A 26,287-nucleotide genomic window follows, 5' to 3' on the forward strand; every position below is an offset into this window, starting at 1 on the left:
GGGCAAAAAATAAGTTAATTTATATAAATTATAAATAATTATTATATTAGTCCTTATAAAATAAGTAAAATAGCAAAAATAATCTAACGGTATTAATTTTTCCCTTAAATTAAACTTTGATAAGTTTCTTTTGTAATATAACTAATTATGATAAAAAAATAAAAGTAAGCTTTAATTTTGTCGAAAACTCTTGATGAAATAAAAAAATCATCAATATGACAATTTGAAAAATAATTTTGTTTAAGATCATGATTTTGCTTTAAATTTTTTAAACATTAAAATATAATACCGTTGATTGTTGTTTTGGTGTTAAACCTTTATGTTGGTATTTTCATTTTCATAGATTTAAATAATTTTGAATATTAGTGAAACCCAAACCATGATAATGAATTAAGGCTTCTTTAAGACTGGATTGTAATTTACTAATCTTATTTAACTTTCGATAACTAGTATCAGGGTTTGTACTAGTTTTGGTAGAATATAGAGTAGAATTTGTTTGTTTTGCTACTAATAAATATAATGGTTGCATGTCAGAAATAATTATTGATTTTTCTTTAATTAATTGCTTATTCATATTTTCAATAATTCATTGTTTTTGTAATCGTTTGGTATTGGTGGATTGAACAAAAATATTATTATTGCTATCAACTACCATTTGAATACAGCATTTGGTATTAGTTGAAAATGGATCAAGATGAGTTTTTCGTTTATCAAATTTATCTTTAAAATTACCTTTATGGATTTCTTTAATAAAAGTTTCATCAATTTGGATTTGACCATTTAATTTTTTAAATTTTAATTGAGTATTTTCTAATTGTTTTGATTGCATTAATTTTTGACGATTATATCAAGCAGTTTTTGGTGTTGTTTTAATAAAACGGGAAATTATTTTACTAGATTGTCCTAATAATGAAATTTGAATTAATAAATTTCACTGTTCATAATTTAAATGACTTCAATAAGTAAAATGATGACGAAAAGCATCAAAACTAGCACGACATTTTTTACATAAATATTTTTGTTTTCCTTCGGGATTATGACCATTTTTAACACAATGATAAGATTTACAATCAGGACATATAATGCCTTTATCTCTAAATTTTTGATCAATTTCATTTAAACGTTTTTGTTTTTTGATTACTTCTGCTTCTTTTTTTATTTTTTCAGCAAATTCTAAAAATTGATCATCTGTAAAACTGTTTTTTAATTCTGTAATTATTTTTTCCATCAATTATTTACCTCTATATATTAAAAATATACCTAAAATTAGATATATTCTATAAATATCAAGAGTTTTCGACAAAATTAAAGAAAGTAAGACAACACTATTGATTTAATTGATGATAAAATTGTTTTAACATTATTTGTTGATTGTTCGTCAAAATATCACCGTTAGTTACTAAATTATCAAAATTAGTTAATGTGTATAATGGTATTTGAAGATCCTTAAAACGTCCCTCCGCTTTTTGCAATTGATAGTCAAAAATTGCTAAGACAGCAACAACTTCTAATCCTGCTTGTTGTAAGGTTTTGACAACTTCAATCACAGAACCACCGGTTGAAATCAAATCCTCAATCACAATTACTTTTTGTCCTGATTGATAAACACCTTCAATTTGATTTTGTTTCCCATGGTCTTTTTTGCTACTACGAACATATCCAAATGGTAATTGTAATAAATGTCCTAATAAAGTTGCATGCGGGATTCCAGCTGTTGCTGTCCCAAAAATATTTTCAATTTTAACTCCTGATAATTTGTCATTAATAATATTCGCAAATTTTTCGGCAATTGTTCATCGTAATTGTGGATAACCCATAATTAAACGATTATCAATATAAATTGGTGCTTTAATTCCTGATGCTCAAGTATATAATTCCGTTGTATTAATATTAATTGCCTTAATTTTAACTAATTCACTAATTATCTTTTTCATTTTAGTCTTCTCCTCCTTTTGTAAAATTAGCTATAATTTGTTGATAAACTGCATTTGGGTCCGGCGCCAATGTAATTGCTCGACCAACAACTAAATAATCCGCGCCCAGTCTTTTTGCGTCTAACGGTGTTGCCACTCGTTTCTGGTCAGTTTCTTTTGACGTTAATTTAATTCCTGGTGTAACTGTTTTTAAATTCGGAAAGTATTTTTTAATAAGTGCGGCTTCTAATGGCGCACAAATAACCCCATAAAACTGATTATTTGCTGCAAAACTAGCTAGATTCTTAACTAACTGATCTGTTGTTAAAGTTGATGATAAAAATAATTCTTGAATATCACTATTATCTAAGCTTGTTAAAACTGTTACCCCCAACAATTTAATCTTAGTATCTTCAACAATTTTATGAGCATATTCTAATGTTTTTTGCCCACTTTTTAAGTGAACTGTCACAAAATCAACTTCATATTGTTTTAAAGCATTTAAAGCTTTTGCAACTGTAACCGGAATATCATTTAGTTTTAAATCTAAAAACACAATATGACCCCGTTGTTTTAATTCCATAATAATTTCAAAACCAACAGCATAAATTAATTCCATACCAACTTTTAATGCCAACTGCTGCGGCGGAAATTTTGCTAAAAAGTCTTCTAATTCTTTTCGGGAATGAAAGTCACAGGCGATAAAAAATTTATTCATTGTGTTCCTCCTTTTGATGAGCAATACCAATAATATCACTAATGTTTTTTAATTGATGTTCAACACAATACTTTAATAATTCTGTTTTAATTTCTCTTACTAACTTAGGATTACTAAACAAACTAGTACCAATCGCCACAACACTAGCCCCAGCCATTAAAAATTCTAACACATCCGCGGCCGAACTAACACCACCCATCCCAATAATTGGGATTTTAACAACACTAGCAACTTCATAAACCATACGGATCGCAATTGGTTTAATACATGGCCCACTTAAACCGCCAATAATATTTCCTAAAGTTGGTTTTTTAGTTGCAAGATTAATTTGCATAGCAGGTATTGTATTAATTAAACTAATGGCATCAGCTTGTTCTTCTTGACAAATTAAGGCAAATTGCCTTATATCACTCACCGATGGGGATAATTTGAGAATTAATTTCTTTTTTGTTAAAACTTGGCGAACTCGCTTTACGACTGCCCGGGTAATAACCGGATCGGTACCAAATAAAATCCCACCTTCTTTCACGTTTGGACAAGAAATATTTAATTCCACAAAAGCAATTGATGATATATTATTAATTGCTTTTGCTAAGATTTCATATTCCTCAATTGTTTTGCCATTTAAATTAACAATAATTGGAATATTAAAAGCAACAAAGGTTGGAACAATTTCTTCTTGAAATTTAATTAATCCTGGATTTTCCAAACCAATTGAGTTAATAATACCACTCGTAACTTCTGCTAATCTTGGGGCTGGATTGCCACTTCGTGGTTCCAACGTAATTCCCTTTGTTGTTAGCATACCTAATTCATTAACAGCAAAGAAATCCTGATAACATTCCCCATAACCAAATGTCCCACTTGCCGTTGTTAATGGACAATTCAAACTATATCCTAAAAATTTTGTTTTTAGCATTTTTACCATTCGCCCCCTTGTTGTTCATAATCAACAGTTACGATTGGCCCATCCGTACAAATTTTTTTATTAACCCCATCAATTGTTTTTGTACAACCCATACATGCACCAACACCACAAGCCATGTGACTTTCATAAGAAATTTGTGTCGCAATCTGGTACTGCTGTGCAATCTTATTAATTTTCGTTAGCACAATTTCCGGACCACAAGCCACAATAATTTTTGGTCGATGTTCTTGCAAATAATATTCTAATGCTCTAATAATATTTTGGGGTTTACCAACCGAACCATCATCGGTATTTAATAAAAATAAATTATTATTTTGAAATAAGGATAAAACATTTAAAGCATCTTTTGTTCGTCCGCCAAAAATAGCAGTATAACTAATTTCTTTCTTAATTAAATCATCAATTAATGCCTTCATTGGCGCAATACCAATTCCACCCGCAATAATTAAAATATCCTTGGATTGTTCAGAAATTTGAAATCCTTGCCCATGTGGTCCCTGGATTTGGACAGATTGACCAATCTTTCATTTATTCGCCATATACCAAGTTCCTAATCCTTTACATTGATAATAAATCGTAACTGTTTCTGCCTTAGGATTAATCTCAAAAAAACTAAATGGACGTTTTAAGAAAAACTGCTGGGATGGTTCAATCAACATAAATTGTCCTGGACACGCAATTTTACTGAGTTGTGGCGCTTTAAAAGTCGCTAGTCACAAATCAGGTCCTAATTGTTTGTTAACTAATAATGTCGTTGTTTCAATAATTTGTGTTCCCATAATTATGTTCCTTCCTGATGTAAATAATGAATTACCCCATTATGAACATTTATGATTGGTCAGCCAGTTAATTTTGTTCCTAAAAAAGGTGTATTTGCGGCCTTTGATTGTAATAGTTTCCTTGTTACCGGTTGGGTTAAGTTTAAATCAATTACTGTAAAATTAGCTTCGTTAGCCACTTTTAATCTGACATCATGATGATGAATTAACTTTTGGGGATTAATTGTTAACGCATTAATAATTGTTGCTAAAGCAACTTGTTTTGTCTGCACTAATTTTGTATATAATAATGGAAATGTTAATTGTAAACCAATAATCCCCATCGCACTAGTTGCAAATGAACCCTTTTCTTTGCTTTGATGGGGGGCATGATCTGTGGCAATAATATCAATTGTGCCATCATTTAAGGCCGCAATTAAACTTATTTGGTCTGTTTTTAAATTTAACGGCAGATTCATTAAATAATTCCCATCATTTGCCTGAATGTCATCAATTGACAAAGTTAAATGATGCGGTGTTACTTCGCAGGTTAAAAATGGATTAATTATTTTCCCTTTTCGGATTAAAGCAACTCCTTTTGCTGTGGAAAGATGACATAAATGATATGGCAGTTGGAGCTGATTAACAATTGTTAAATCTTGTGCCAATGGTTTAGCTTCATAATTTTCATTAACACCTGTTAAATTAAATCTTATAGCCGCAGCATCTCGCAATATTGTTGTTGCTGTTCCTAATTGGTGCCGATTATCAACATGCAAAGCAATTAATTTATTATTAGTTTGGCCATATTTTAAAGCTGTTATTAATAACGTTTGATTAGCAAGATAAACCCCATCATCACTAAATCCAATTACATTGTCACCAAAACTAGCAAAATCAACAACTTTGGAACCAGCTAAATTATTAGTAATAGCACTAAAGAATTGAATATTAATTGGCAATTCTTTTGCTTTAATTAATAATGGTGCTAAAACTTGGGGGTGGTCAATAACAGGCACTGTATTTGCCATCACACAAACGGTTTAATAACCACCATATAAACCACTCAAAGCCCCAGTCGTTAAATCTTCTTTTGCGGTTTGGCCTGGTTCACGGAAATGAGCATGCAAATCAATAAAACTTGGCACAATAATACAAGATGGAGCTAATTTAATTTCTATTCCCATCACTTCTGTTCCAATTTGAATAATTTTATTATTTTCAATTGTAATATTTGTCCGTTGTAAACCAGTTGGTAAATAAATTTCAGCATTCGTAAAAGTATAAATCATCTTAGTTGGGACTTAAAACATTATTTAATAATGCCATCCGCACAAAAACCCCATTTGCCATCTGATCAAATATTTTTGCTTGTTTACATTCAACAACATCATCATCAATTTCAATACCCCTATTAAATGGTGCTGGATACATAATAATTGCGGTTGGTTTCATTTTTTCAACTAATGCTGATGTTAATTTATAATTTTGTAAATAATCTAACTGGTATTTTTCATTGCTTGCAAATCGTTCAAATTGATAGTGTAATAACATTTCCACATCCATTTGTGAAATACTTTCTTTAAAGTCAACCATCACCACTCCAGGGATTTGTAATTCATTAATCCCCGTTGTATAAACATTCATTCCTAATTTTTGCATAATTTCAATATTAGTTTTTGCCACCCGTGAATACTTAATATCCCCGACAATGACAATGTTCAAACCGACAAAGCTCCCAAATTGTTCTTTAATTGTTAACAAATCTAACAAACTTTGGGTTGGGTGGTTTCCCAAACCATCACCACCATTTAAAATTGGGCTTTAATTTTGTCGAAAACTCTTGATATTTATAGAATATATCTAATTTTAGGTATATTTTTAATATATAGAGGTAAATAATTGATGGAAAAAATAATTACAGAATTAAAAAACAGTTTTACAGATGATCAATTTTTAGAATTTGCTGAAAAAATAAAAAAAGAAGCAGAAGTAATCAAAAAACAAAAACGTTTAAATGAAATTGATCAAAAATTTAGAGATAAAGGCATTATATGTCCTGATTGTAAATCTTATCATTGTGTTAAAAATGGTCATAATCCCGAAGGAAAACAAAAATATTTATGTAAAAAATGTCGTGCTAGTTTTGATGCTTTTCGTCATCATTTTACTTATTGAAGTCATTTAAATTATGAACAGTGAAATTTATTAATTCAAATTTCATTATTAGGACAATCTAGTAAAATAATTTCCCGTTTTATTAAAACAACACCAAAAACTGCTTGATATAATCGTCAAAAATTAATGCAATCAAAACAATTAGAAAATACTCAATTAAAATTTAAAAAATTAAATGGTCAAATCCAAATTGATGAAACTTTTATTAAAGAAATCCATAAAGGTAATTTTAAAGATAAATTTGATAAACGAAAAACTCATCTTGATCCATTTTCAACTAATACCAAATGCTGTATTCAAATGGTAGTTGATAGCAATAATAATATTTTTGTTCAATCCACCAATACCAAACGATTACAAAAACAATGAATTATTGAAAATATGAATAAGCAATTAATTAAAGAAAAATCAATAATTATTTCTGACATGCAACCATTATATTTATTAGTAGCAAAACAAACAAATTCTACTCTATATTCTACCAAAACTAGTACAAACCCTGATACTAGTTATCGAAAGTTAAATAAGATTAGTAAATTACAATCCAGTCTTAAAGAAGCCTTAATTCATTATCATGGTTTGGGTTTCACTAATATTCAAAATTATTTAAATCTATGAAAATGAAAATACCAACATAAAGGTTTAACACCAAAACAACAATCAACGGTATTATATTTTAATGTTTAAAAAATTTAAAGCAAAATCATGATCTTAAACAAAATTATTTTTCAAATTGTCATATTGATGATTTTTTTATTTCATCAAGAGTTTTCGACAAAATTAAAGAAATTGGGACGTTAATTTTATTAATTAGTGTATTATAATAGTTATTTTCGGGGTGTCGAATTACTAAAGCATCAACACCTAACGCTTCAAAAGTTTTAACAGTGTCATATAATGTTTCCCCTTTTTTGGTGGCACTAAATTTTTCATTAAAATTTAATGTTTTACATCCTAATTTATGGGCCGCAACATCAAACGAATAATGTGTTCGTGTTGAAGGTTCAAAAAATAAGTTAGCAACAATTTTTGCTTGTTGATAATCTACTTTTTTGGTATTATTTTTAAATTGTAACGCTTCTGCTAAGATTAAATTAACTTCTTGTTCGGTTCAATCATCTAAATGTAATAAACTTTTACTTTTCATTCCAATATTCTCACTTTCTGTAACTATTTTTAAAATAAAAAAACTTACCTAATTAATAAGATAATTTCCAATTAATTAAGTAAGTCTTAAAATGATGGGGATAAAATAAATTAAAGAACAAATGAGAAAGTAAAGTAAGAACCCGTTGCAGATAACGGCTACTTTTATTTTTAACATAACTATTTGATTCTCTCATTTTCATTTATTATCACCTTAATATTATATAATACTAAAAATATTTCAATTGTAAACTTTAATTTTGTCGAAAACTCTTGATGAAATAAAAAAATCATCAATATGACAATTTGAAAAATAATTTTGTTTAAGATCATGATTTTGCTTTAAATTTTTTAAACGTTAAAATATAATACCGTTGATTGTTGTTTTGGTGTTAAACCTTTATGTTGGTATTTTCATTTTCATAGATTTAAATAATTTTGAATATTAGTGAAACCCAAACCATGATAATGAATTAAGGCTTCTTTAAGACTCGATTGTAATTTACTAATCTTATTTAACTTTCGATAACTAGTATCAGGGTTTGTACTAGTTTTGGTAGAATATAGAGTAGAATTTGTTTGTTTTGCTACTAATAAATATAATGGTTGCATGTCAGAAATAATTATTGATTTTTCTTTAATTAATTGCTTATTCATATTTTCAATAATTCATTGTTTTTGTAATCGTTTGGTATTGGTGGATTGAACAAAAATATTATTATTGCTATCAACTACCATTTGAATACAGCATTTGGTATTAGTTGAAAATGGATCAAGATGAGTTTTTCGTTTATCAAATTTATCTTTAAAATTACCTTTATGGATTTCTTTAATAAAAGTTTCATCAATTTGGATTTGACCATTTAATTTTTTAAATTTTAATTGAGTATTTTCTAATTGTTTTGATTGCATTAATTTTTGACGATTATATCAAGCAGTTTTTGGTGTTGTTTTAATAAAACGGGAAATTATTTTACTAGATTGTCCTAATAATGAAATTTGAATTAATAAATTTCACTGTTCATAATTTAAATGACTTCAATAAGTAAAATGATGACGAAAAGCATCAAAACTAGCACGACATTTTTTACATAAATATTTTTGTTTTCCTTCGGGATTATGACCATTTTTAACACAATGATAAGATTTACAATCAGGACATATAATGCCTTTATCTCTAAATTTTTGATCAATTTCATTTAAACGTTTTTGTTTTTTGATTACTTCTGCTTCTTTTTTTATTTTTTCAGCAAATTCTAAAAATTGATCATCTGTAAAACTGTTTTTTAATTCTGTAATTATTTTTTCCATCAATTATTTACCTCTATATATTAAAAATATACCTAAAATTAGATATATTCTATAAATATCAAGAGTTTTCGACAAAATTAAAGATTGTAAAGCAAAAACAGTAATTTTTTGATTTTTAAGTTAAATTTAAAAAACATTAACAATCATTATTTTTAAAATTTTATTATTGTAAATTAAGATAAAAATTCTGTTTGTGTCATAGAATGGATTCCACCACCACCTAAAATAACTTCACGAGCATATACAGGAATGACTTCTCGTTCTGGAAAACATTTTTGTAATACGGTAATAGCATTTTGATCCCAAATTGGATCACCAAAAATTGGAACTATTAATGCTTTATTAACAAGATGAAAATTAAGATAACTTGCTGGCACCCGAAAACCCGCCGTTCGATTTGGTAAGCGATAACTTTCCTCACGATCATTTGCTTCTCGTTTTGTTAGAAAAACTGGCGTTGGTTGATGTAACTTAGTAACTTTTAATTTTCGCCCCTTCGCATCAGTAGTACTTTCCAAAAATAATAATGCTTCTAAATTACGTTCATACTGGGAATCAATCTTATTTTCTGTTCAGTTTAATAAAAGATGTCCTGGTTCAACAATGTGCATTAAATTATTAATTTGTCCACTTGTTTCATCGTTATACATCATCGTACCCGAATTACATATTTACAACGTGTTCAAAAAGAACAGACAATTGGGGGAGCCGTTCGATTTTTAGGAAAACGAGCTTTCTTAAAAAATATCCGTAAAAAAGGTTCCGAAATTGCTCTTTATTTATCTCAGCAAAAATAAGTTTAATTTAAGGATGTTAATTGAAGTACTGGTGATTTTATGATAAGGTTACAATAAAGTAATAAGAAAAATGGTGAAATGATGCAAGTTAATCTTTTTGAAATTGATTATATCCAATTATGTTTTTCTGATTTAGGTTCAGAATATGTCTTACAACCTAATAATGAAGATATTATTTTATATCAAACGGAAGTTCAAATTGATAAATTACGTGTTAATTATCAACAAGTGAAATTAGACAAGGAATGAGAGTCGTTTAAGTTAAAAATTATTGATCCAGCCGTTGCTAAAAATATTTTTAGGGCTTGTCAAAATTTAATTTTTACCTTAACTAACAAAATTAAAGTTCTTTGCAAGCTAAAACCACAAGGTAAAATGATTATGCGTTGTATTGCAAGTATTAGTCAAGTATCAGCATCTTCACCAGTTTCTTTTGACATTAATATCTTAAATCAACTTTATTAGGAACATCACGTTTTAAAATAATTTTTCCTTAATAAATTTGATAAAAAAGACAAATATTATTTGTTTTCGGTAACAAATAATATTTTTTATGAGACTTAATTGTTATATTAACCATTAATGATTTTTAGGAATGGAGGCGTCATAGATGAGTAAATTATTAACAACAACACCTAAACAAGATGGATTTTATTTACCCGCTGAAACAAATAGTCATCTTCGAACTTGAATGATGTGACCACATATGAAAGACAATTGACAAAAGAATGCTTTTCCAGCGCAAAAGATTTTTACTTTAATTGCAAAAATAATTAGTAACTATGAACCAGTGCAAATGATTGTTAACGAAGAAAATTATTCTCGTGCCAAAAAAATGTTGGGAAATGTGAATGTCAATCTATTAGAACTAAACTATTATGATAGTTGAGCCCGCGATTTGGGAGCGCTTTATTTAGTAAATGCGCATGGGGAACGGCGTGCTGTTAGTTTTCAATTTAATGGTTGAGGAATGTCAAACAGTCCAATATTAAAAGAAAAACAGTTTGTTTGAGATTATACAATTGATAATCAAGTGTCAATAAAAATGGCAAAAATTAGTGGAGTTAAATATTATAGTTGCCCCTTCTTAGTATTGGAAGGAGGTAGCATTCATACTGATGGTGAGGGAACATTATACACCACGGAAGAATGTTTATTAAATCCGAATCGTAATCCCAATTTAACGAAAGCAGAAATTGAAGCATATTTAATACAATATTTAAATGTTGAAAAGATTATTTGAATTCCCCAGGGGATGTTTAATTTGTTCAAATTTAAAAATTGTTCAATAAGTATCTTGATTAAGTTTTGTTTCTAAACTATAAACTTTGTTTGGAACATATTCATTACATAAATAACTTTGGCCCGTAACTTTATCATGTAATACAACATTTGGTGTTAAAGTATCTGTTCGAAGTTTTTCTCGCATAGTTAACAAAGATAATGTTACAATTTTTTGAAATAATGCTTCAACAGGCTCAAAGACATCAAAAGTATAATGGCCCTCACAAAAACGATGAACCTCATCAAAATTATTTTGATATTTACGATCTTTATTATTAACATCAGCAGCAGTTTTCCAAATTCCCATTTGTTTTAACACCTCCAATTATTCCTGCTTCGAGTGATGATTTTGTTTTGCTAATTTTTTCGCACTTTTCTTATCACTTCGTACTTGACGATATTTTGTTACTAATTCATTATGTAAATTTTTTCATTCGCTACGATAGCGTTCTTTTAAAACCCGACGATCTTGCCGATTTGGACTATTTTTTAATTCGGCACGTTGACGAAGACGTAATTCTTTTGCTTTTGTTTCAGCATAATTACGACCAGTAAGTAAGAATTGAATTCTTCCTAAATAGTTAAGAGAAGCAGCAGTATCATTATTTTTAGCAATTTTATTAGCAACTAAAATAAATGGAATGTAAAGAACCATCATTAAAATTAAATTTGAGAGGGCTAACACAATTCCCTTCCAACTTCCCGTTGTAATAAAAGCACCGACTCCAACCGGAGCAACTCATGGAATTAGTAAAGCCGCACCAGGGACAACACCCGTTGAAATTCAAAACCATGTTCAAACTACTAATAAACATGGACCAATAATCGCTGGAATTGCCATCACGGGGTTTAAAATCAGCGGATAAGCAAATGTTACTGGCTCATTAATGTTAAATATTCCGGGAGCAATTGAACTTTTTGAAATAGTTCGAGCTTGTTTATCACGCCCCATAATTAAAGTAATAATTAATAATCCTAATGACATTCCTCATCCCCCTAAAAAGATGAATCCATCAAAGAATCCTTGTGAAAAGATAAATGGTAAATTTTGACTAGCTCTAAAAGCAATTGAGTTTTGCGCTGTTGCATATAGTCAAACTGGAGCAAAAATTCCATTCATAATGTTTGTTCCATGTAAACCAAAGAATCAAAAGATTGAAACAAATAAAATATATAATAACGCAAATCCTAATCCAACGTGCGGATTTGAAGCTGCATTCATAAAGGGAAATGTGAAAAATTTGTATATTAAAGTAACCAATTTTAGAGCTTTGAAATTCAAATTAAAAGCACTATATTCTGGGTTATCTGTAATTTTATCCAATGGACCAAATCCCCCCACATCGACTCGGAAGTTATAGTTAAATATTCAATTTTCGTAACTAAGGTACTTTGCGCCGATGTTAACGGTTCTAGTGTCCCATTCAACAATTGAAACATTTCACCTTGCAGATTTCGATAAATTCCCCCAAAATTTTCCTGATTAACAATTTCCTGATTAAATTGATCAATAATCGTATATTGGATTGGAGCTCAAATTAATAATTGTGAGACAATTCCAAATAAAAAAGTTGTGATAATCATTGGGAATAATTTTGCAAAAGCATGGCCTACTGCCGGGGGAACATTTTTTGGCATTCTAATTGCTAAACGATTATTACGTTGTAAAAAAATAAATAATTCCGCACTTAAAAATGCAATAATGATTCCTGAAAATAAACCTTCCGCTCCCATAAATTTATGCGCAAATTCTCAGCCTGCAATTCCCGCTCCAGCAACAATAAATGTTCCAAACGAAACAATTCCCACCATAATTGCCGGATCTTGGCCACGACGTTTTCCTAATAAATAACCAATTAGAAAAACAATATATAATGTCATTACCATCAATGACCCATTTCAAATTACACCATTAACTGATTTTAAAGCCTCAAGCGCTTTAACAGCATTAGGTAAAAAAATAATATTATCGCCTTCAAAGCCATTATACATATTACTTCAATAGGCAATTCAATACGATAATGAAATAACACTAGAGCCTAAAATAATTTGATTAATAAACACCGCCAATGCTCCTGCAATTAATAACGGTGTAATTAAGGCAAAACTATCTCTAATAATGGATAAATGCGTTTGATTTCCAATTTTTCCAACCGTCGGAATAAATTTGTTATTTAATCACGTTAAAAATTTATTTGGTTTAGTTGACATTGTGTTTTCCATATAATACCCTCCTTTTCTAAATTATAAATTTAACTTTTGTAAGGCAAACTCCAGTACTTTTTGTCCATTGCCCATACCATAATCCATCTGGTCAATTACAAAAACTGGAATTTCTTCCTTAATTGTTTTTTTAAACCGATCTAATTCGTAACGTACTTGTGGCCCTAATAATAAAATGTTAGCCTCTTGTCAACGATGAATTGCTTCAATAGTCGGAATTGCTAAAACGGTTACATCCCGATTTAATTCTTTTGCGGCTTCTTCCATTCGTTGTACCAAAATTGATGTACTCATCCCTGCGGAACAAGCTAACATAATAACTGGTTTTGTTGCCATTATTTGTTTTCCTTTCTGCAATAATTGTCATTATAAAATAAGTTCTAAATAACTATTAATAACTGTAAATAGTTTTTAATTTCAAGATTTCCTACTTTTAGTTTATCACAGTTTTCTTTTAAATAAAAAAACGGAAAGTAAAATCTTTCCTGAAAAAATATTTTTTATTTTTTATTAACAATTTGATCATTAATCATAATAATAAATTCATCAAAACTAATTGTTGTTTGTTCTTCTTGACCATAATTACGATATGTAATTAATTTTTGATCACGTTCTTGATCACCAATAACAATTTGATATGGGGTTTTTGCTATTTGTGCTTCCCGAATTTTATAACTTAACCGTTCATCGCGATCATCAATATTTGTTCGTAATTTTAGCTTCTTAAATTGTTGCTGTAATTCTTGGGCATATTCTAAATGATATTGGTTATTAACGGGCATTAAAACAATCTGTTTTGGAGCTAATCAGAATGGTAAAACCCCTTTTGTTTGCTCCAATAAAATTGCAATAAATCGTTCATAAGTTCCAATTAAACCCCGGTGTAACATTACTGGTCTTCCTTTTGTCCCATTTGCATCAATATAACTTAATTTAAATTTTTGGGGTAATAAGAAATCAAATTGTAATGTTGAAACAGTAATTTCATGATTTAAAGCCGTTTTAATTTGAACATCTAATTTTGGTCCATAAAATGCTGCTTCACCAATCATTGGAACATACTTAATTTTTAAATCATCTAATGCTTCTTGAAGCATTTGTTCAGCATGATTTCACATTTGATCATCATCGTAATATTTTTCCTTATTTGCCGGATCACGTAGTGATAACGAGTAATAATCAACACTAATATTTAGGGTTGTTAAAACTTCACTAATCAACTTAAAGCACCGCTTAAATTCTTCTTTTAACTGATCATCACGTATAAAAATATGCGAATCAGTTAATTGCATCATTCGGACACGTTCCAATCCTGTTAAACTTCCTGATGTTTCATAACGGTGTAAAATCGCATGTTCAGCAATTCGTAATGGTAAATCACGATAACTACGTTGTTTATAATTATAAACAGCAATATGATGCGGACAAGCCATTGGCCGTAAAACACTAATTTCATTATCTTGAGACATTGGAGCAAACATATTTTCTTGATAATGATCTCAATGCCCAGAAATTTTATACATTTCACTTGTACCAATTACTGGTGTATCCACTTCAATAAAATCATATTCTCATTCTTTGTCACGAATATATTCTTGTAACACTTTTTTCAAGGCCATTCCATTTGGTAACCAAATTGGTAACCCTGGACCAACTAATTGATCAAAAGTAAAGATTTCCAGATCTTTCCCAATCTTACGATGATCACGTTCTTTACGTTCTTCATAGGCATACATTAATTTTGCAAATAACTCGCGTGAAAAATGAGCGCTTCCAGTAATTCGTTGTAGCATTTTATTTTTTGCATCATCTTGTCAATATGCCCCCGCTAATGTTAATAATTTAAAAACTTTAATATTTTTAACTGCCGCAACTGGATAAACATTTGGTAAATATAAATGGTCTGCTATTAAATAAGCATGATGTTTCCCAATTGGTTCAGAAGCAAAACTAGCTAGAAGATATTCATTATTGTCATATCACTTTTTTGCTTCTCCATCTGAACCAATAACTGAATTTATCGCCAAATTACTATTAATTAATTTTGTCATTTCGGCTTCAACTGAACTAATATCCGTTTCTTTTAAATGCGGATTAACATCAATATCAACAAAAAAAGTATCATCTTGGTAAGCAACTTGCGCAATTCGCACTTTTGGATATAAATTTGTAATTGCTTTTGCCGCAATTACTCCAACTGTATAATTAATAATTGATAAAGCTAATGGTGATTTGTCTGTAATAATTTCTAATAAACCATCTGTTGTTATCAAATAATCTAAGTTACAAACTTTGTTATTAAAAACCCCACCTAGTGCTGTTTTTGCTAAACTTGGGGCAATACTAGCTGCAATTGCTTTAATTGTTTGTGGTTCGGGTAATTCACGAACTTGCCCATCTGGTAAAGTAATTTTAATCATTTTTAATCTTCCTTTCAAAAAAGAAAAACTCGCTTCTAATATTATTTATTAATAATACTAGGAGCGAGCTTCCGCGGTACCATCCTAATTAAATTAAATCAATGATTTAATTTATCTTTCACACTTAATAACGAAAAGTGCTTAAACGTAAACATTCTTTGTTGCTAGTAATTCAACCGTTCTTTTATTAAGTTTCCATCATCCTTAACTTGCTGGAAAAAGAGGGGCGATTAAATCTTGATCAACTTGTTTAATTTATTTAATTGTAATTTCTTTAATTTCTTCATTACGAGCAAATAAGATTGTTGTCCCAATTTTTGCTCCTCATTTTTTTGCAACTTCACAAATTGCTTGATCATTTGTTTTAAAGGTATCATAATTATCAACTTTATTCATAAAAATTGAATGCCATGCCCCAAAAGCCGTATATAATTCTGGAATTGGTGACACTCCTAAAATTACAACATTAGGACGGAATTTTGAAATTGTTTTCAATAATTCTCCGGTATTAGAGACAACGACAGCATATTCATATTTGCCATCTTTGGCTTTAATTGCTAATTTTTTGGCAATTTCAGCCCGTGGTCCTGTTGTTGAATGGGTTGCATCTTCTAATTGTTTATCATAGTATAATTTTGAATAAAATTCATGTTCAGCACGTTTATTAATCATTCCCATTGTACTAACGGTAATAAAAGGATAATCACCATTAGCTGATTCTCCTGACAACATTGTCGCATCTGATCCTAATTCTGTTGCAAAATAAACATCGGTTACTTCTGCTCTTGTTGGCGAAGGATTCTCAGTCATTGTTTCTAACATTTGTGTAGCCACAATTACGATTTTTCCTGCTTCACGACATTTACGAATAATTATTTTTTCTCAATATGGAACATCATAATAAGGGATTTCTAATCCTAAGTCCCCGCGCGCCACCATAATTCCATCAGCAGCAGCAATAATTTCATCAATATTATTAATCCCAATTTGTGATTCAATCTTGGCCACAATTTGAATGTGTTCAGCACCACAATTTTTTAATAATTTTCGAATTTCTTCGATATTTGCTGCCGTATTAACAAATGAGGCAGCAATATAATCAATCCCTTGTTCTACTCCAAATTTAATATCATTAATATCTTTTTCAGCTAAGAAGGGTAACGTAAAATCAACGCCGGGTAAATTAATTCTTTTGTTTGTTTTAATAATATGGTGATTAAATGCTTTTGTTTCAATAATCCCTGGTTTAACTGCTGTAACTTTTAATTGCAATTTTCCATCATCAACTAACACAACATCATCAACTTTTAAATCTTGTGACATATCATAAGAAACTGTCATTTCAGTTCCAGTTCCCTCGCGGGTTTGATATTCTTTTGTGAAAGAATAAATTGTTACTGTTGACCCAGCAATAATTTCTTGTTTTCCATCTTTCATCATTCCAACCCTAATTTCGGGTCCTTTTGTATCCAATAAAACTGAGATCGGTTTTCCAATTTTTGCACTAACTTCTCTTGCTCAAATAATTCGTGCTCCTTGTTCTTCATGATCTCCATGGGAAAAGTTTAATCGAATTGTATTCATTCCCACTTTAAATAATTCCTCAATTGCGCCAGCTGAATGTGTGCTTGGCCCAATTGTTGTAATAATTTTTGTTCGTTTCATTTTTTCATTAATATTAAAGTTATCCATTTTTTTGGCAATCTCCTTCTAAAAATATGCTACCACTTTATTTTATCCTAAAATTATGATTTTTGATAGGTATTCTGATTTAATTCATCAAATTGTGCTCAAATTTTTTTCCGTGATGGGCGGGGAATACTCAAAGCTTCCATAATTGGTCGGGTCACAATTTGATCACCACTATTGCCAATTGCTAATCCCCCTTGTCCGGCAATAATTTGATCAACAGCAAATTGGGCCATTTGAAAAGCCCGATAGCGTTCCATTGCGGTTGGGTTTCCACCACGTTGGGTATGACCTAATACGGTTGCTCGCGTTATATAACCACTTTTCTCTTCCACTAATTTTGCTAAGGCATTGACATCTGGATAAATCATCTCACTAACAACAACAACAACACTCCTTTTTTGGGTTTGATGTAGAGCTGTTACCCGGTTGACAATTTCATCCGCTGTTAAAGCTGCTTCATTAATTGAAATTATATCAGCACCCCCCGCAATACCCGCATACAAAGCAATGTCACCACAAGCATGGCCCATTACTTCTACAATTGAACAACGATTATGCGATTGCATTGTATCTCGTAAGCGATCAATTGCCTCAACGACAATATTAATTGCTGTATCAAACCCAATTGTATAATCTGATGATGTAATATCATTATCAATTGTCCCTGGCAAAGCAATGCAATTAATGCCCATTTCCGTTAAGCGCTGTGCTCCTTGATAACTACCATCTCCACCAATGACAACTAATGCTTCAATTCCTTGTTGTTTCAAATTAGCAACAGCTTTTTCACGAACCTTAGGTTCTTTAAAAGCTGGTAAACGAGCACTACCAATAACAGTTCCTCCCAATCGCATAATACTATCGGCAAAATTATTATCAACAAGTTCAATTCAATTATTCACTAATCCTAAATAACCATCACGAACAATATATGTTTCTAATCCTTTTGCATGTGCTGTTTTAATTACCCCCGCAATTGCCGCGTTCATTCCCTGTGAATCACCACCAGATGTTAAGATTCCAATTTTTTTCAGCATATTAATACTCCTTTTCTTGTTTTCATCTTGTTACATTAATTTTAGTGCATATTCTACGATTGTAAAGATTTTTTTGAATGAAAAGCATAAAAAACACTAATTAATTAGTGTTTTTATAGGTTTTAATTTAATTAAAGAAATATCTACTCTCCAGCGGCAGCTTTACCTTTAACCTCTACAGTAAAATTAAATGTTCCTGTAATTTTTTCACCTTTTGCTGTGACTGTAAATACAACTGCTTTTTTCGTTGTGTAATCACCTGGTTGTCCATTATTAGCGATCTCATAATCTGTTCCTAATGTAACTTCTTGTGGTGCTTTGTCTACTGCTTGAATTGCTTTTAAAACAGCATCTGTAATAGTTGCATTAGTATTAAGAGCACTTAATTCCTCTCCTGTAACCTCTGTAATAGTTCCTACTTGAATTTCAAATGGATCTGTAATCGCCCCCGTTTTAATTGTTGCTTTTGAAATATTAACTGGTGCTGTTGGTGGAGTTGCATCTTCAATTGTAATTTCACTTGAAAATTCAGTTCCTGAAACATATCCTTGCATTTTTTTAGCTAATGCTAAATCATTATCAGAAATATCTTTTGTGTTTTTTTCTTTATAAAAGCTTTTAATTTGAGCATCAGTTGATTTTGTGATTGTTAAAGTGATTTTAGCTCCTTTTGCTAATGGAAAAGTAGCTTCTGTTTTATAAGCAACAACAAAAGTCATTCCAAATAATACTAAATTATCATTAATTTCCTTGTTCTTACCAGCATCTGTTACTTTACCACTGATAATAGTAACTACTTTCGTATTTAGATCTTCTTTACTAGTACTTCCAAATAAAGCTTTAGCAAAATCTGATGCTTTTAATCCTCCCAAGTTTTCTCCTTGTTTGTTTCCTTTGTTACATGCGACTACTGTCGTTGCTCCGGTTGCTGTTAACCCGAATGCTCCTAAAATTGCTAGAAGTTTCTTCATTTTTTTATTTCCTTTCTGTTTAAGTAGGCATACAAAAGCCAAAGTAATAATTACAATTATTAATTGTAATACATAAGAGGAAAGGAATATTCTTTGATTATTAAGTAATTTATTAATCAAAAAACTGCTTTCTACCCTACTATTTTCATTTATATCTTTCTTAATTCTTTCCCTTATAAAGTTGATAATACCATATTTTGGGAAAAAAGCAATAAATAAAAAAAAAAAAAAAAGATTTTTTAATTAAATTAATTAATCTTTTTCTGCATCTTTTGGCAATGCTGGTGGTATCTCCGCTTTGCCTTCTGGTGTTTTTCCGTCATTATCTGAAACAAACATCATAATTTCTTGATTTAATAAACTAACATTATTAATCATAAATTGTCCAGCTTGACTTGCCACTGAAAAACGACACTTTTTCTTGCTACGGCTTCCTTCTGCATAATGAATAATTAATTGATTAGTTTTATCGTTACGCTCAACACGATTAATTTTACGAATTAGAATTCGTTCTCCTAAAAAAGCAATTTCTTTTTCATCAATTCCAATCGCAATTATTTGTAAAAATAAAAAAATATAAATTCCAACGCCAACTGTCAAACTAAAAGCAATTACAATCATAGCAATTAAGGCTGTATTTGTTGATGGTTTAATTACAAACTGTAATAAGAAACCAACAATAATAACTGGTAAATTAATTGCCAATACCATAAATAAACTAATTAAAATTTTCTTATTAATAAAACGTTCTTTAAATTCCCGTTTTATAAAACTAATTAGATAACCACTAATTGACAAACTAACAGCAACAAATAAAAAGGCTGCCATTGAAATTGCAATTATTATTCCATTTTGATCATTCATTTTATCTTTCTCCTTTCTGGTCAAAGAGCTCTATTTTCTAATTTGAGCCATTACTTCAGTTGCAAAATCAACTTCTTCTTTTGCAATTCCTTCACCAACTTCATAACGAATCATCTCCGTCACGCTAACATTATGAGCTTTAATAACATCGGCAACTTTTTGATCTGGATTAACAACAAAAGTTTGATCAAGTAAAGATATTTCCGCTAATTGTTTATTTAATCGTCCATCGACCATTTTTTCTAAAATATTATCTGGTTTACCAGCATTTTTTGGATCATTTTTTGCTTCAGCTGTTAAAATCGCTTTTTCACTCGCTAAAAAATCAGCTGAAATATCATTTCGTGAAATAAATTGGGGACGCATTGCTGAAACATGCATTGCTAATTGTTTCCCAATTGTTGCATCAACTGAACCAGCAAAAACTAATACTGTTGCAATTCGTTGATTAGAATGTAAATAAACACCTAATAATTGATTTGATGCTAAAGATAATATTCTAAAACGACGAAGACTAATTTTTTCACCAATTGTTGCAATAGCATGCACAATAACATTATCTAATGATTCACCATTAATTGATAATTGTAACGCCTCTTCAACTGTTTTTGGGTCATTCTTAAGTAATGTTTCACCAATTGTTGTCATTAGGCTTAAAAATTGTTTATTGTGCGCAACAAAATCAGTTTCCGAGTTAACTTCAAAAATAACTGTTTTATCTCCTTTTGTTACTAAACCAACTAATCCTTCCGCCGCAACACGGTCTGATTTTTTTGCGGCTTTCGTAATTCCTTTTTCACGTAATCATGTAATTGCTTCTTCAACATTCCCAGCAGTAGCTTCTAATGCCTTTTTACAATCTAACATTCCGGCCCCAGTTCTTTCTCGTAATTCTTTTACTAATTGTGCAGTAACTGTCATTCTGATTCTCCTTTCAAATTTTATGTTTTGTATTAAAACTAATCAATTAATACAATTCAAGTTTTCCTATTTTTTTACTATTTTGCTATCAACAATTGTTAAGTGTTGATCTAAAGCATTAATCATTTCTGATTTTTTTGCTTTTGGTAAATCAAAAAGATTTCCTAAAATTTCTAATTCATCAACTTTTAATTTTGTTAATGATTTTTCAATATCATTATCAACAACTTTAATTGTATTTAAATCAAAACTTGGTACTTTTGCTGTTGGTGCAACTGCAGGTGTTTTTTCTCCTTGCGATTGGTCAACAACCGTTGTTCTTGGTGTTACTCTTTTCTCAAATGTTTGATTAGGAGCACCTGAGTTTGATGATGTTCCCTCTTGACGGTGTTCTCTTGGTGGACCGTTGCGATAAAATGTACGACGATTGTCATATTGGCCACCACGGGGTCCCCGATTTTCATCACCTTCACGGCGAACAAATTCATTTGGTTTAAATTGTGGTTCAGGCATTTTCAGACCCATTGCATCCCCATATAAATCCGCAATATGATGGGTAATAATTGCAATTGAACGCGAAGTATCATCATTAGCTGGAATAACATAGTCAATTGGATCAGGGTCGACATTAGTATCACAAATTGCAATAACTGGAATTCGTAATTTACGAGCTTCGCGGACAGCAATATGTTCTTCTTTCGGATCAACCACAAATAAAGCTTGTGGTAATTCTTTCATTCCCTTAATTCCACCCAAGAATTTTTCTAATTTTTCTTTTTCTTTTTTAATTAGCATTTGTTCTTTTTTTGGTAATAATTTTAATTCACCATTTTTTTCTTGACGTTCAATATTTCATAATCGTTTTACTCGTAAATGAATTGTTTTTAAATTAGTAAATGTCCCACCTAATCAACGTTGATTAACATAAAAAGATTCACAACGTTCAGCAGCATCTTTTACAATTCATTTTGCTTGTTTTTTTGTTCCAACAAACAAAACTTTTCCTTTTCGCATTGCAATTGTAGTCATTAATTTTTTAACATCTTCTAATCGTCATAATGTTTGTTGTAAATCAATAATATGAATCTTATTTTTTTCCCCATAAATATATGGTTTCATTTTCGGATTTCATCTTTTTGTTTGATGCCCAAATTGCGCACCAGATTCTCATAACATTTCTCTTGTTAATTCTTTTGCCATATTTCTATTAAATTCTCCTTTTCGTTAAAACCTCCATTTATTTCCAACATTTACCACTATCTTATTAAAATACATAGCACTGGGTAAATGAATCCATAAATGTGTACTGTATACCATTTATTTTTATTGAATACAAGCATTAAAATTATAACACATTTTATTTTAATCAAGCAATTAAAAATGCTTTTTATCTTTCATAAAAAGCATTTTGACTGTTCATTTTTTATAAAAATTATCATTTAAAATAAAAATTGTTTGTTTTTCAAATCTAATAAATTTTGTAATAACAAATAAGTAAATCAAAATAAGAAACAATTTTAATTTAACATTTTTAATTTTCAATGATTGGGATTAATTTCTTCTTTTGAAGGATTATTTAATGAAAAATTATGATTAAGACGCTGTAACATTAAAACTTCAATTAAAGTTAAATTATACGCGTGATAAATTTCATCATTATCATTATTAAAAAACTGACAAAGATAAACGATTAAAATAAATCAGACAAATAAATCTACAATTAAAGTTGCAAGTGATCAAATTTGGTATAGTAACTGACGGATTTTAATATTATCATCCAAAACAAAAGGCAGTGATAATTTTGTGGAATTAACTAAACTAAATAGAACTAAAATTGTTACAAAACGAATAACATTACTTTTTTCATCTTGGCGAGTTAAAAAACCGCATAATTGTAAAATAACAACAAAAATTAATATTACTAAGAAGGTAAATAAAAGAAATAGTTCCTTATCATACCGAACATTAATATTATTTAAATTATTTAAAATTACCGGACCAATAATAACAAACGGCGAAGCATAAACAACATATAATAGAATTGATACTAAACGGCGATTATTAACAATCATTGCTAAAGTAATCGTTAACTGGACATATGAATATCCGGTTAATAAAATCGCATAATAATTCGGATCAATCGAATAATCGGGAACTAAGACTAAATTTCAAATAATACTACTCAAGAAAAATACACTAATTCCACCAATAATTAATAGAAAATTTAATAATCGCTGCGAAGGACTGATTTTTTTACTCTTATAGTGCAAAAAAGTTCAAGATGAAAGGATTGTAAATAAGAAAAAAATCGCAAAAATAAACATTCACAAAAAGAATTTAAAAACACCATCGGAGGTATATCTATTATTAAGAATTCATTCATGCAAAAATGAATTATCCAAATAATCCTTAAATAAAACATTCTTAGATGAATAAGGCATTCTTAAACCCCCTTTTGTGCAAAATAAATTTATCCATTTTTATTATACTCTACTTTTATCAAAAAATAAAAAAAATCTAACAACTGCTAATATGTTGCTAATATTGCAAAACCAACACTATAATTTCGTTCATGGCTAAGTGAAACATGAATAATTTCATTATCCTCTAAAGTTATACCCGCAACATGTAATTTATTATCATCTTTTAATTTAATGGTAACTTGATTTAAAATTAATTTTATTTCTAATGCTTTAATTAATGCTTCCTTCACCGCTCACCGGCCAGCTAAAAACTGTCGTTGTTGTTTCTTATCAAAAAACATTTCATACTCTATTAGTTCAACTGCACTTAATAATTTTTGGCTAAATGCTGCTGATGGTTTAATTCTTTTGTTTTGAACAATATCAATCCCAACATTTTTAATCATTATTAAAGTACTCCTTTTCTTAACTTAGTAATATTTTATCAAAATCAATGAAAAAAGGATATAATAATTTAAAGAAAGAAGATAATGAGGACAATAATATGAACAATGTCAGTTTTAAAAAAGTTGATCCAAAAATTATTGCTGAAATTATTGCTACTTACCAACCTTATGAAATTAATAATACTGACCTTAATAAAAGCAAAATCTTTAATAAGCATGGTATTACAATTACGATTTATAAAACAAATAGTATTTTATTTCAAGGTTATCAAGCTAATAAAGAAGCGGCTAAGTTTTTTGTAATGCCCCCCATCCCATTTGAAACCACTAATGTTTCACAATCAACTGTTTACTTACAAAAAGATGTTATTGGTAATGATGAAGTTGGGGTGGGCGATATTTTTGGTCCGCTCGTGGTTACTGCCACTTACCTGCCCCCGAGCACTTTTGATAAAATAAGTGCTCTTCCAATTAAAGACAGTAAAAAAATGACAAGCCAACAAATTATGACATTAGCACCAATTATTAAGAATTATGTGCAAAGTATTACGATTGTAATTGATAATAAGCAGTATAACCAATGATATGAACAGTATCAAAACGCTCATGTTATTAAAGCTTTAGGACACAATCAAGCCTTAGTCCAATTATTAACAACTTATCAATTAACTAATAAAACAATTTTTATTGATCAATTTGTCAATGAAAAAAAATATTTTGAATATTTACAAAAAATAAATCCCGTGATTAAAGATAATTTAATTTTTATTACAAAAGGTGAAGAAAAGTCATTAGCCATCGCTTGTAGTGCGATTCTTAGTCGTGCTACTTTCTTAACAGCCGTTAAAAACCTTGAAACAAAATATCACCTTGCTTTTCCACTAGGTGCTAGTGAAGAAGTTAAAACCTTAGCTCGTAAATACAAAACAATCTGTGCTCCACATGACTATCAGCATTTTTTAAAACTACATTTTAACTTAACAGCAAAATAATCCTGATTCAGGATTATTTTTCATCTTCATCCAAGAGCAGAATTTGCTCAGGAAAAGGTTTTAATTTTAGTTTATTTGTTTTATTATGTGTTGCTAAATAAATGTCTAAATCTGCTTTTGAATACTTATGATTATTTAAACATAATGTGGCAATCGTAATATCAAAGATTGGACCAGCAATTCAAATTCAATTAAAACAAATTAAGGCAATTGAACAAAAGCCAACAACAATCCGGGCTCAATAAAAATTTGCTAAACCTAAAATGACAAAAATTAAAGTAATTATACTAAAAACAATAATGATAATAGTAAATTTTAACACAATTTTATTTTCGTAAGAATAATTTAAAATTTTTGACCACACATTCCGTAAAACATAATATAAAATTGAAAAAACAATATTAAAAATAGCAACTACAATTGCTAAAATCATTGCAATTTTTCCCTTGTGATCTAATTGGCGATATTGTTTAATATTCAACAAAATTTTAATTTGATCAACTTTTGTAATATTATTTACCTTGATTTGTTTACGGAAATAAAATAAATTATTAATCCAAATATAAAAATATTGAAATGAAGTACACAATGTAAAGATTAAAACTGTACCAACCGCTAACATTGAAAAACCATTTGTGGTATAAAAATTTAAAAAGAAATATGGAAATAAAGTATCACTTGGTTGCTTGTCGACGTGACGAATATAACCACGAACTAAAATACAAAGTAAATATAAAAATGGATATAAACAAATTAATCAATAATTAGCTTTATGATGCGACTCAAACTTATAAAAAATATCTCCAGCAGTCATAATATAACTTAAAATCATCACCAAAGGCATAATAGTGTGTAAAATAAAAGTTGAAATTCATTCATAAACACTCATATTTTTCATTAAATCACCTTGAACAAATAATCCTGTCCAAAAGACAATCATTGTCATCGTAATATAAACTGTTACCATAATACGAATAATAAAATCAGGTTTTGTATTTTTAAATTTCTTTTGAAATAAATAAAAAATAAAATACATAAAAACAAGATAATTTGATTGTGTTGTGAAATAAGAATAATAATGACTTAAGCGCTCACCATATGTCGGCAGTTCACTATAAATTCCACTTTTCGTTTCTAACACCAACACAAAATCACATACTAAAAAAATAAAAATAAGCATAATCCCAATGATCCGATAAACAAACAATTTCCGATCAGTAAAATATTTTTTCATTGTAAAATCATCCTCTCTAATTAAAATTTAA

29 protein-coding genes are annotated in these 26,287 nt (G+C 29.5%); 4 read left to right on the forward strand and 25 right to left on the reverse strand.

Annotated elements, in window-relative coordinates; all coding sequences use genetic code 4:
* Positions 1 to 268: 268 nt before the first annotated feature.
* The 8 genes from ACQH24_RS04965 to ACQH24_RS05000 all read right to left on the reverse strand — a co-directional run bounded on the left by ACQH24_RS04965 (position 269) and on the right by ACQH24_RS05000 (position 6,114).
* Positions 269 to 1,228 (reverse strand): transposase, encoded by a 960-nt coding sequence (locus tag ACQH24_RS04965; RefSeq protein WP_425379371.1) that lies wholly within the window; start codon positions 1,226 to 1,228, stop codon positions 269 to 271.
* Positions 1,229 to 1,325: 97 nt separating this feature from the next.
* Positions 1,326 to 1,934, reverse strand: a complete 609-nt coding sequence (gene pyrE, locus ACQH24_RS04970; RefSeq protein WP_425379526.1) for an orotate phosphoribosyltransferase — start codon at positions 1,932 to 1,934, stop codon at positions 1,326 to 1,328.
* A 1-nt stretch (position 1,935) separates the two neighbouring features.
* On the reverse strand, positions 1,936 to 2,631 hold the full coding sequence (pyrF, locus tag ACQH24_RS04975; protein ID WP_425379527.1) for an orotidine-5'-phosphate decarboxylase: 696 nt from the start codon (positions 2,629 to 2,631) through the stop codon (positions 1,936 to 1,938).
* Positions 2,624 to 3,550: a dihydroorotate dehydrogenase gene (locus ACQH24_RS04980; protein ID WP_425380696.1), complete on the reverse strand. Its 927-nt coding sequence runs from the start codon at positions 3,548 to 3,550 to the stop codon at positions 2,624 to 2,626. The genes pyrF and ACQH24_RS04980 overlap by 8 nt, the downstream gene beginning before the upstream one ends.
* Positions 3,551 to 3,552: 2 nt before the next feature.
* Positions 3,553 to 4,338, reverse strand: a complete 786-nt coding sequence (locus ACQH24_RS04985) for a dihydroorotate dehydrogenase (protein ID WP_425379528.1) — start codon at positions 4,336 to 4,338, stop codon at positions 3,553 to 3,555.
* 2 nt (positions 4,339 to 4,340) lie between these two features.
* Positions 4,341 to 5,348 (reverse strand): amidohydrolase family protein, encoded by a 1,008-nt coding sequence (locus tag ACQH24_RS04990; protein WP_425379529.1) that lies wholly within the window; start codon positions 5,346 to 5,348, stop codon positions 4,341 to 4,343.
* Positions 5,349 to 5,360: 12 nt separating this feature from the next.
* The gene (locus tag ACQH24_RS04995; RefSeq protein ID WP_425379530.1) at positions 5,361 to 5,609 is read right to left on the reverse strand and encodes a hypothetical protein; all 249 of its coding nucleotides are present in this window, start codon (positions 5,607 to 5,609) and stop codon (positions 5,361 to 5,363) included.
* Position 5,610: 1 nt separating this feature from the next.
* Positions 5,611 to 6,114 carry a hypothetical protein gene (locus ACQH24_RS05000; RefSeq protein WP_425379531.1) on the reverse strand — a complete coding sequence of 168 codons (504 nt, stop codon included), beginning with the start codon at positions 6,112 to 6,114 and terminating at the stop codon, positions 5,611 to 5,613.
* A 108-nt stretch (positions 6,115 to 6,222) separates the two neighbouring features.
* Between ACQH24_RS05000 and ACQH24_RS05005 the strand changes: the two genes are divergently transcribed.
* Positions 6,223 to 7,182 carry a transposase gene (locus tag ACQH24_RS05005; protein ID WP_425379371.1) on the forward strand — a complete coding sequence of 320 codons (960 nt, stop codon included), beginning with the start codon at positions 6,223 to 6,225 and terminating at the stop codon, positions 7,180 to 7,182.
* A 34-nt stretch (positions 7,183 to 7,216) separates the two neighbouring features.
* Here ACQH24_RS05005 and ACQH24_RS05010 read toward each other — a convergent pair whose 3' ends face one another.
* The 3 genes from ACQH24_RS05010 to ACQH24_RS05020 form a co-directional block, all read right to left on the reverse strand.
* Positions 7,217 to 7,642 carry a hypothetical protein gene (locus ACQH24_RS05010; RefSeq protein ID WP_425379532.1) on the reverse strand — a complete coding sequence of 142 codons (426 nt, stop codon included), beginning with the start codon at positions 7,640 to 7,642 and terminating at the stop codon, positions 7,217 to 7,219.
* 350 nt (positions 7,643 to 7,992) lie between these two features.
* On the reverse strand, positions 7,993 to 8,952 hold the full coding sequence (locus ACQH24_RS05015) for a transposase (RefSeq protein WP_425379371.1): 960 nt from the start codon (positions 8,950 to 8,952) through the stop codon (positions 7,993 to 7,995).
* Positions 8,953 to 9,125: 173 nt separating this feature from the next.
* Complete coding sequence (locus ACQH24_RS05020) at positions 9,126 to 9,605, reverse strand: agmatine deiminase family protein (RefSeq protein ID WP_425379533.1); 480 nt, start codon at positions 9,603 to 9,605, stop codon at positions 9,126 to 9,128.
* A gap of 222 nt (positions 9,606 to 9,827) precedes the next feature.
* Between ACQH24_RS05020 and ACQH24_RS05025 the strand changes: the two genes are divergently transcribed.
* Together ACQH24_RS05025 and ACQH24_RS05030 are read left to right on the forward strand one after the other, a co-directional pair.
* Entirely contained in the window at positions 9,828 to 10,214 is a 387-nt protein-coding gene (locus ACQH24_RS05025; RefSeq protein WP_425379534.1) for a hypothetical protein, read from the forward strand.
* A gap of 145 nt (positions 10,215 to 10,359) precedes the next feature.
* The gene (locus ACQH24_RS05030) at positions 10,360 to 11,067 is read left to right on the forward strand and encodes an agmatine deiminase family protein (protein WP_425379535.1); all 708 of its coding nucleotides are present in this window, start codon (positions 10,360 to 10,362) and stop codon (positions 11,065 to 11,067) included.
* Here the strand turns inward: ACQH24_RS05030 and ACQH24_RS05035 are convergent.
* From ACQH24_RS05035 to ACQH24_RS05095, 13 genes are all read right to left on the reverse strand, one after another.
* The gene (locus ACQH24_RS05035; RefSeq protein WP_425379536.1) at positions 10,969 to 11,340 is read right to left on the reverse strand and encodes a hypothetical protein; all 372 of its coding nucleotides are present in this window, start codon (positions 11,338 to 11,340) and stop codon (positions 10,969 to 10,971) included. The two genes, ACQH24_RS05030 and ACQH24_RS05035, sit on opposite strands and share 99 nt — an antisense overlap.
* 18 nt (positions 11,341 to 11,358) lie before the next feature.
* Positions 11,359 to 12,357, reverse strand: a complete 999-nt coding sequence (locus ACQH24_RS05040) for a PTS transporter subunit EIIC (protein WP_425379537.1) — start codon at positions 12,355 to 12,357, stop codon at positions 11,359 to 11,361.
* A complete protein-coding gene (locus tag ACQH24_RS05045) occupies positions 12,297 to 13,256 on the reverse strand; it encodes a PTS transporter subunit EIIC (RefSeq protein WP_425379538.1) in 960 nt (319 codons plus the stop codon). The genes ACQH24_RS05040 and ACQH24_RS05045 overlap by 61 nt, the downstream gene beginning before the upstream one ends.
* A gap of 21 nt (positions 13,257 to 13,277) precedes the next feature.
* Positions 13,278 to 13,592, reverse strand: a complete 315-nt coding sequence (locus tag ACQH24_RS05050) for a PTS sugar transporter subunit IIB (RefSeq protein ID WP_425379539.1) — start codon at positions 13,590 to 13,592, stop codon at positions 13,278 to 13,280.
* 164 nt (positions 13,593 to 13,756) lie between these two features.
* Positions 13,757 to 15,676 (reverse strand): threonine--tRNA ligase, encoded by a 1,920-nt coding sequence (gene thrS, locus ACQH24_RS05055; protein ID WP_425379540.1) that lies wholly within the window; start codon positions 15,674 to 15,676, stop codon positions 13,757 to 13,759.
* A 255-nt stretch (positions 15,677 to 15,931) separates the two neighbouring features.
* Positions 15,932 to 17,368, reverse strand: a complete 1,437-nt coding sequence (gene pyk / locus ACQH24_RS05060; protein ID WP_425379541.1) for a pyruvate kinase — start codon at positions 17,366 to 17,368, stop codon at positions 15,932 to 15,934.
* Positions 17,369 to 17,421: 53 nt separating this feature from the next.
* Complete coding sequence (gene pfkA, locus ACQH24_RS05065) at positions 17,422 to 18,405, reverse strand: 6-phosphofructokinase (RefSeq protein WP_425379542.1); 984 nt, start codon at positions 18,403 to 18,405, stop codon at positions 17,422 to 17,424.
* A gap of 143 nt (positions 18,406 to 18,548) precedes the next feature.
* Positions 18,549 to 19,376 carry a spiralin lipoprotein gene (locus tag ACQH24_RS05070; protein ID WP_425379543.1) on the reverse strand — a complete coding sequence of 276 codons (828 nt, stop codon included), beginning with the start codon at positions 19,374 to 19,376 and terminating at the stop codon, positions 18,549 to 18,551.
* Positions 19,377 to 19,628: 252 nt separating this feature from the next.
* Positions 19,629 to 20,240 carry a hypothetical protein gene (locus ACQH24_RS05075; protein WP_425379544.1) on the reverse strand — a complete coding sequence of 204 codons (612 nt, stop codon included), beginning with the start codon at positions 20,238 to 20,240 and terminating at the stop codon, positions 19,629 to 19,631.
* 30 nt (positions 20,241 to 20,270) lie between these two features.
* Positions 20,271 to 21,161 (reverse strand): translation elongation factor Ts, encoded by an 891-nt coding sequence (gene tsf / locus ACQH24_RS05080; protein WP_425379545.1) that lies wholly within the window; start codon positions 21,159 to 21,161, stop codon positions 20,271 to 20,273.
* A 66-nt stretch (positions 21,162 to 21,227) separates the two neighbouring features.
* A complete protein-coding gene (rpsB, locus tag ACQH24_RS05085; protein WP_425379546.1) occupies positions 21,228 to 22,361 on the reverse strand; it encodes a 30S ribosomal protein S2 in 1,134 nt (377 codons plus the stop codon).
* 317 nt (positions 22,362 to 22,678) lie between these two features.
* Positions 22,679 to 23,431, reverse strand: a complete 753-nt coding sequence (locus ACQH24_RS05090) for a hypothetical protein (protein ID WP_425379547.1) — start codon at positions 23,429 to 23,431, stop codon at positions 22,679 to 22,681.
* A 257-nt stretch (positions 23,432 to 23,688) separates the two neighbouring features.
* Entirely contained in the window at positions 23,689 to 24,030 is a 342-nt protein-coding gene (locus ACQH24_RS05095) for a 4'-phosphopantetheinyl transferase superfamily protein (protein ID WP_425379548.1), read from the reverse strand.
* 47 nt (positions 24,031 to 24,077) lie between these two features.
* On the opposite strand from ACQH24_RS05095, the gene rnhC reads away from it, so the two are divergent.
* Positions 24,078 to 25,022 carry a ribonuclease HIII gene (rnhC, locus tag ACQH24_RS05100; RefSeq protein ID WP_425379549.1) on the forward strand — a complete coding sequence of 315 codons (945 nt, stop codon included), beginning with the start codon at positions 24,078 to 24,080 and terminating at the stop codon, positions 25,020 to 25,022.
* A 13-nt stretch (positions 25,023 to 25,035) separates the two neighbouring features.
* On the opposite strand, the gene ACQH24_RS05105 is transcribed toward rnhC, so the two are convergent.
* Positions 25,036 to 26,256 (reverse strand): hypothetical protein, encoded by a 1,221-nt coding sequence (locus ACQH24_RS05105; protein WP_425379550.1) that lies wholly within the window; start codon positions 26,254 to 26,256, stop codon positions 25,036 to 25,038.
* Positions 26,257 to 26,287 lie beyond the last annotated feature (31 nt).

Source organism: Spiroplasma endosymbiont of Stenodema calcarata (assembly GCF_964031205.1).
Lineage (GTDB): Bacteria > Bacillota_I > Bacilli_A > Mycoplasmatales > Mycoplasmataceae > Spiroplasma.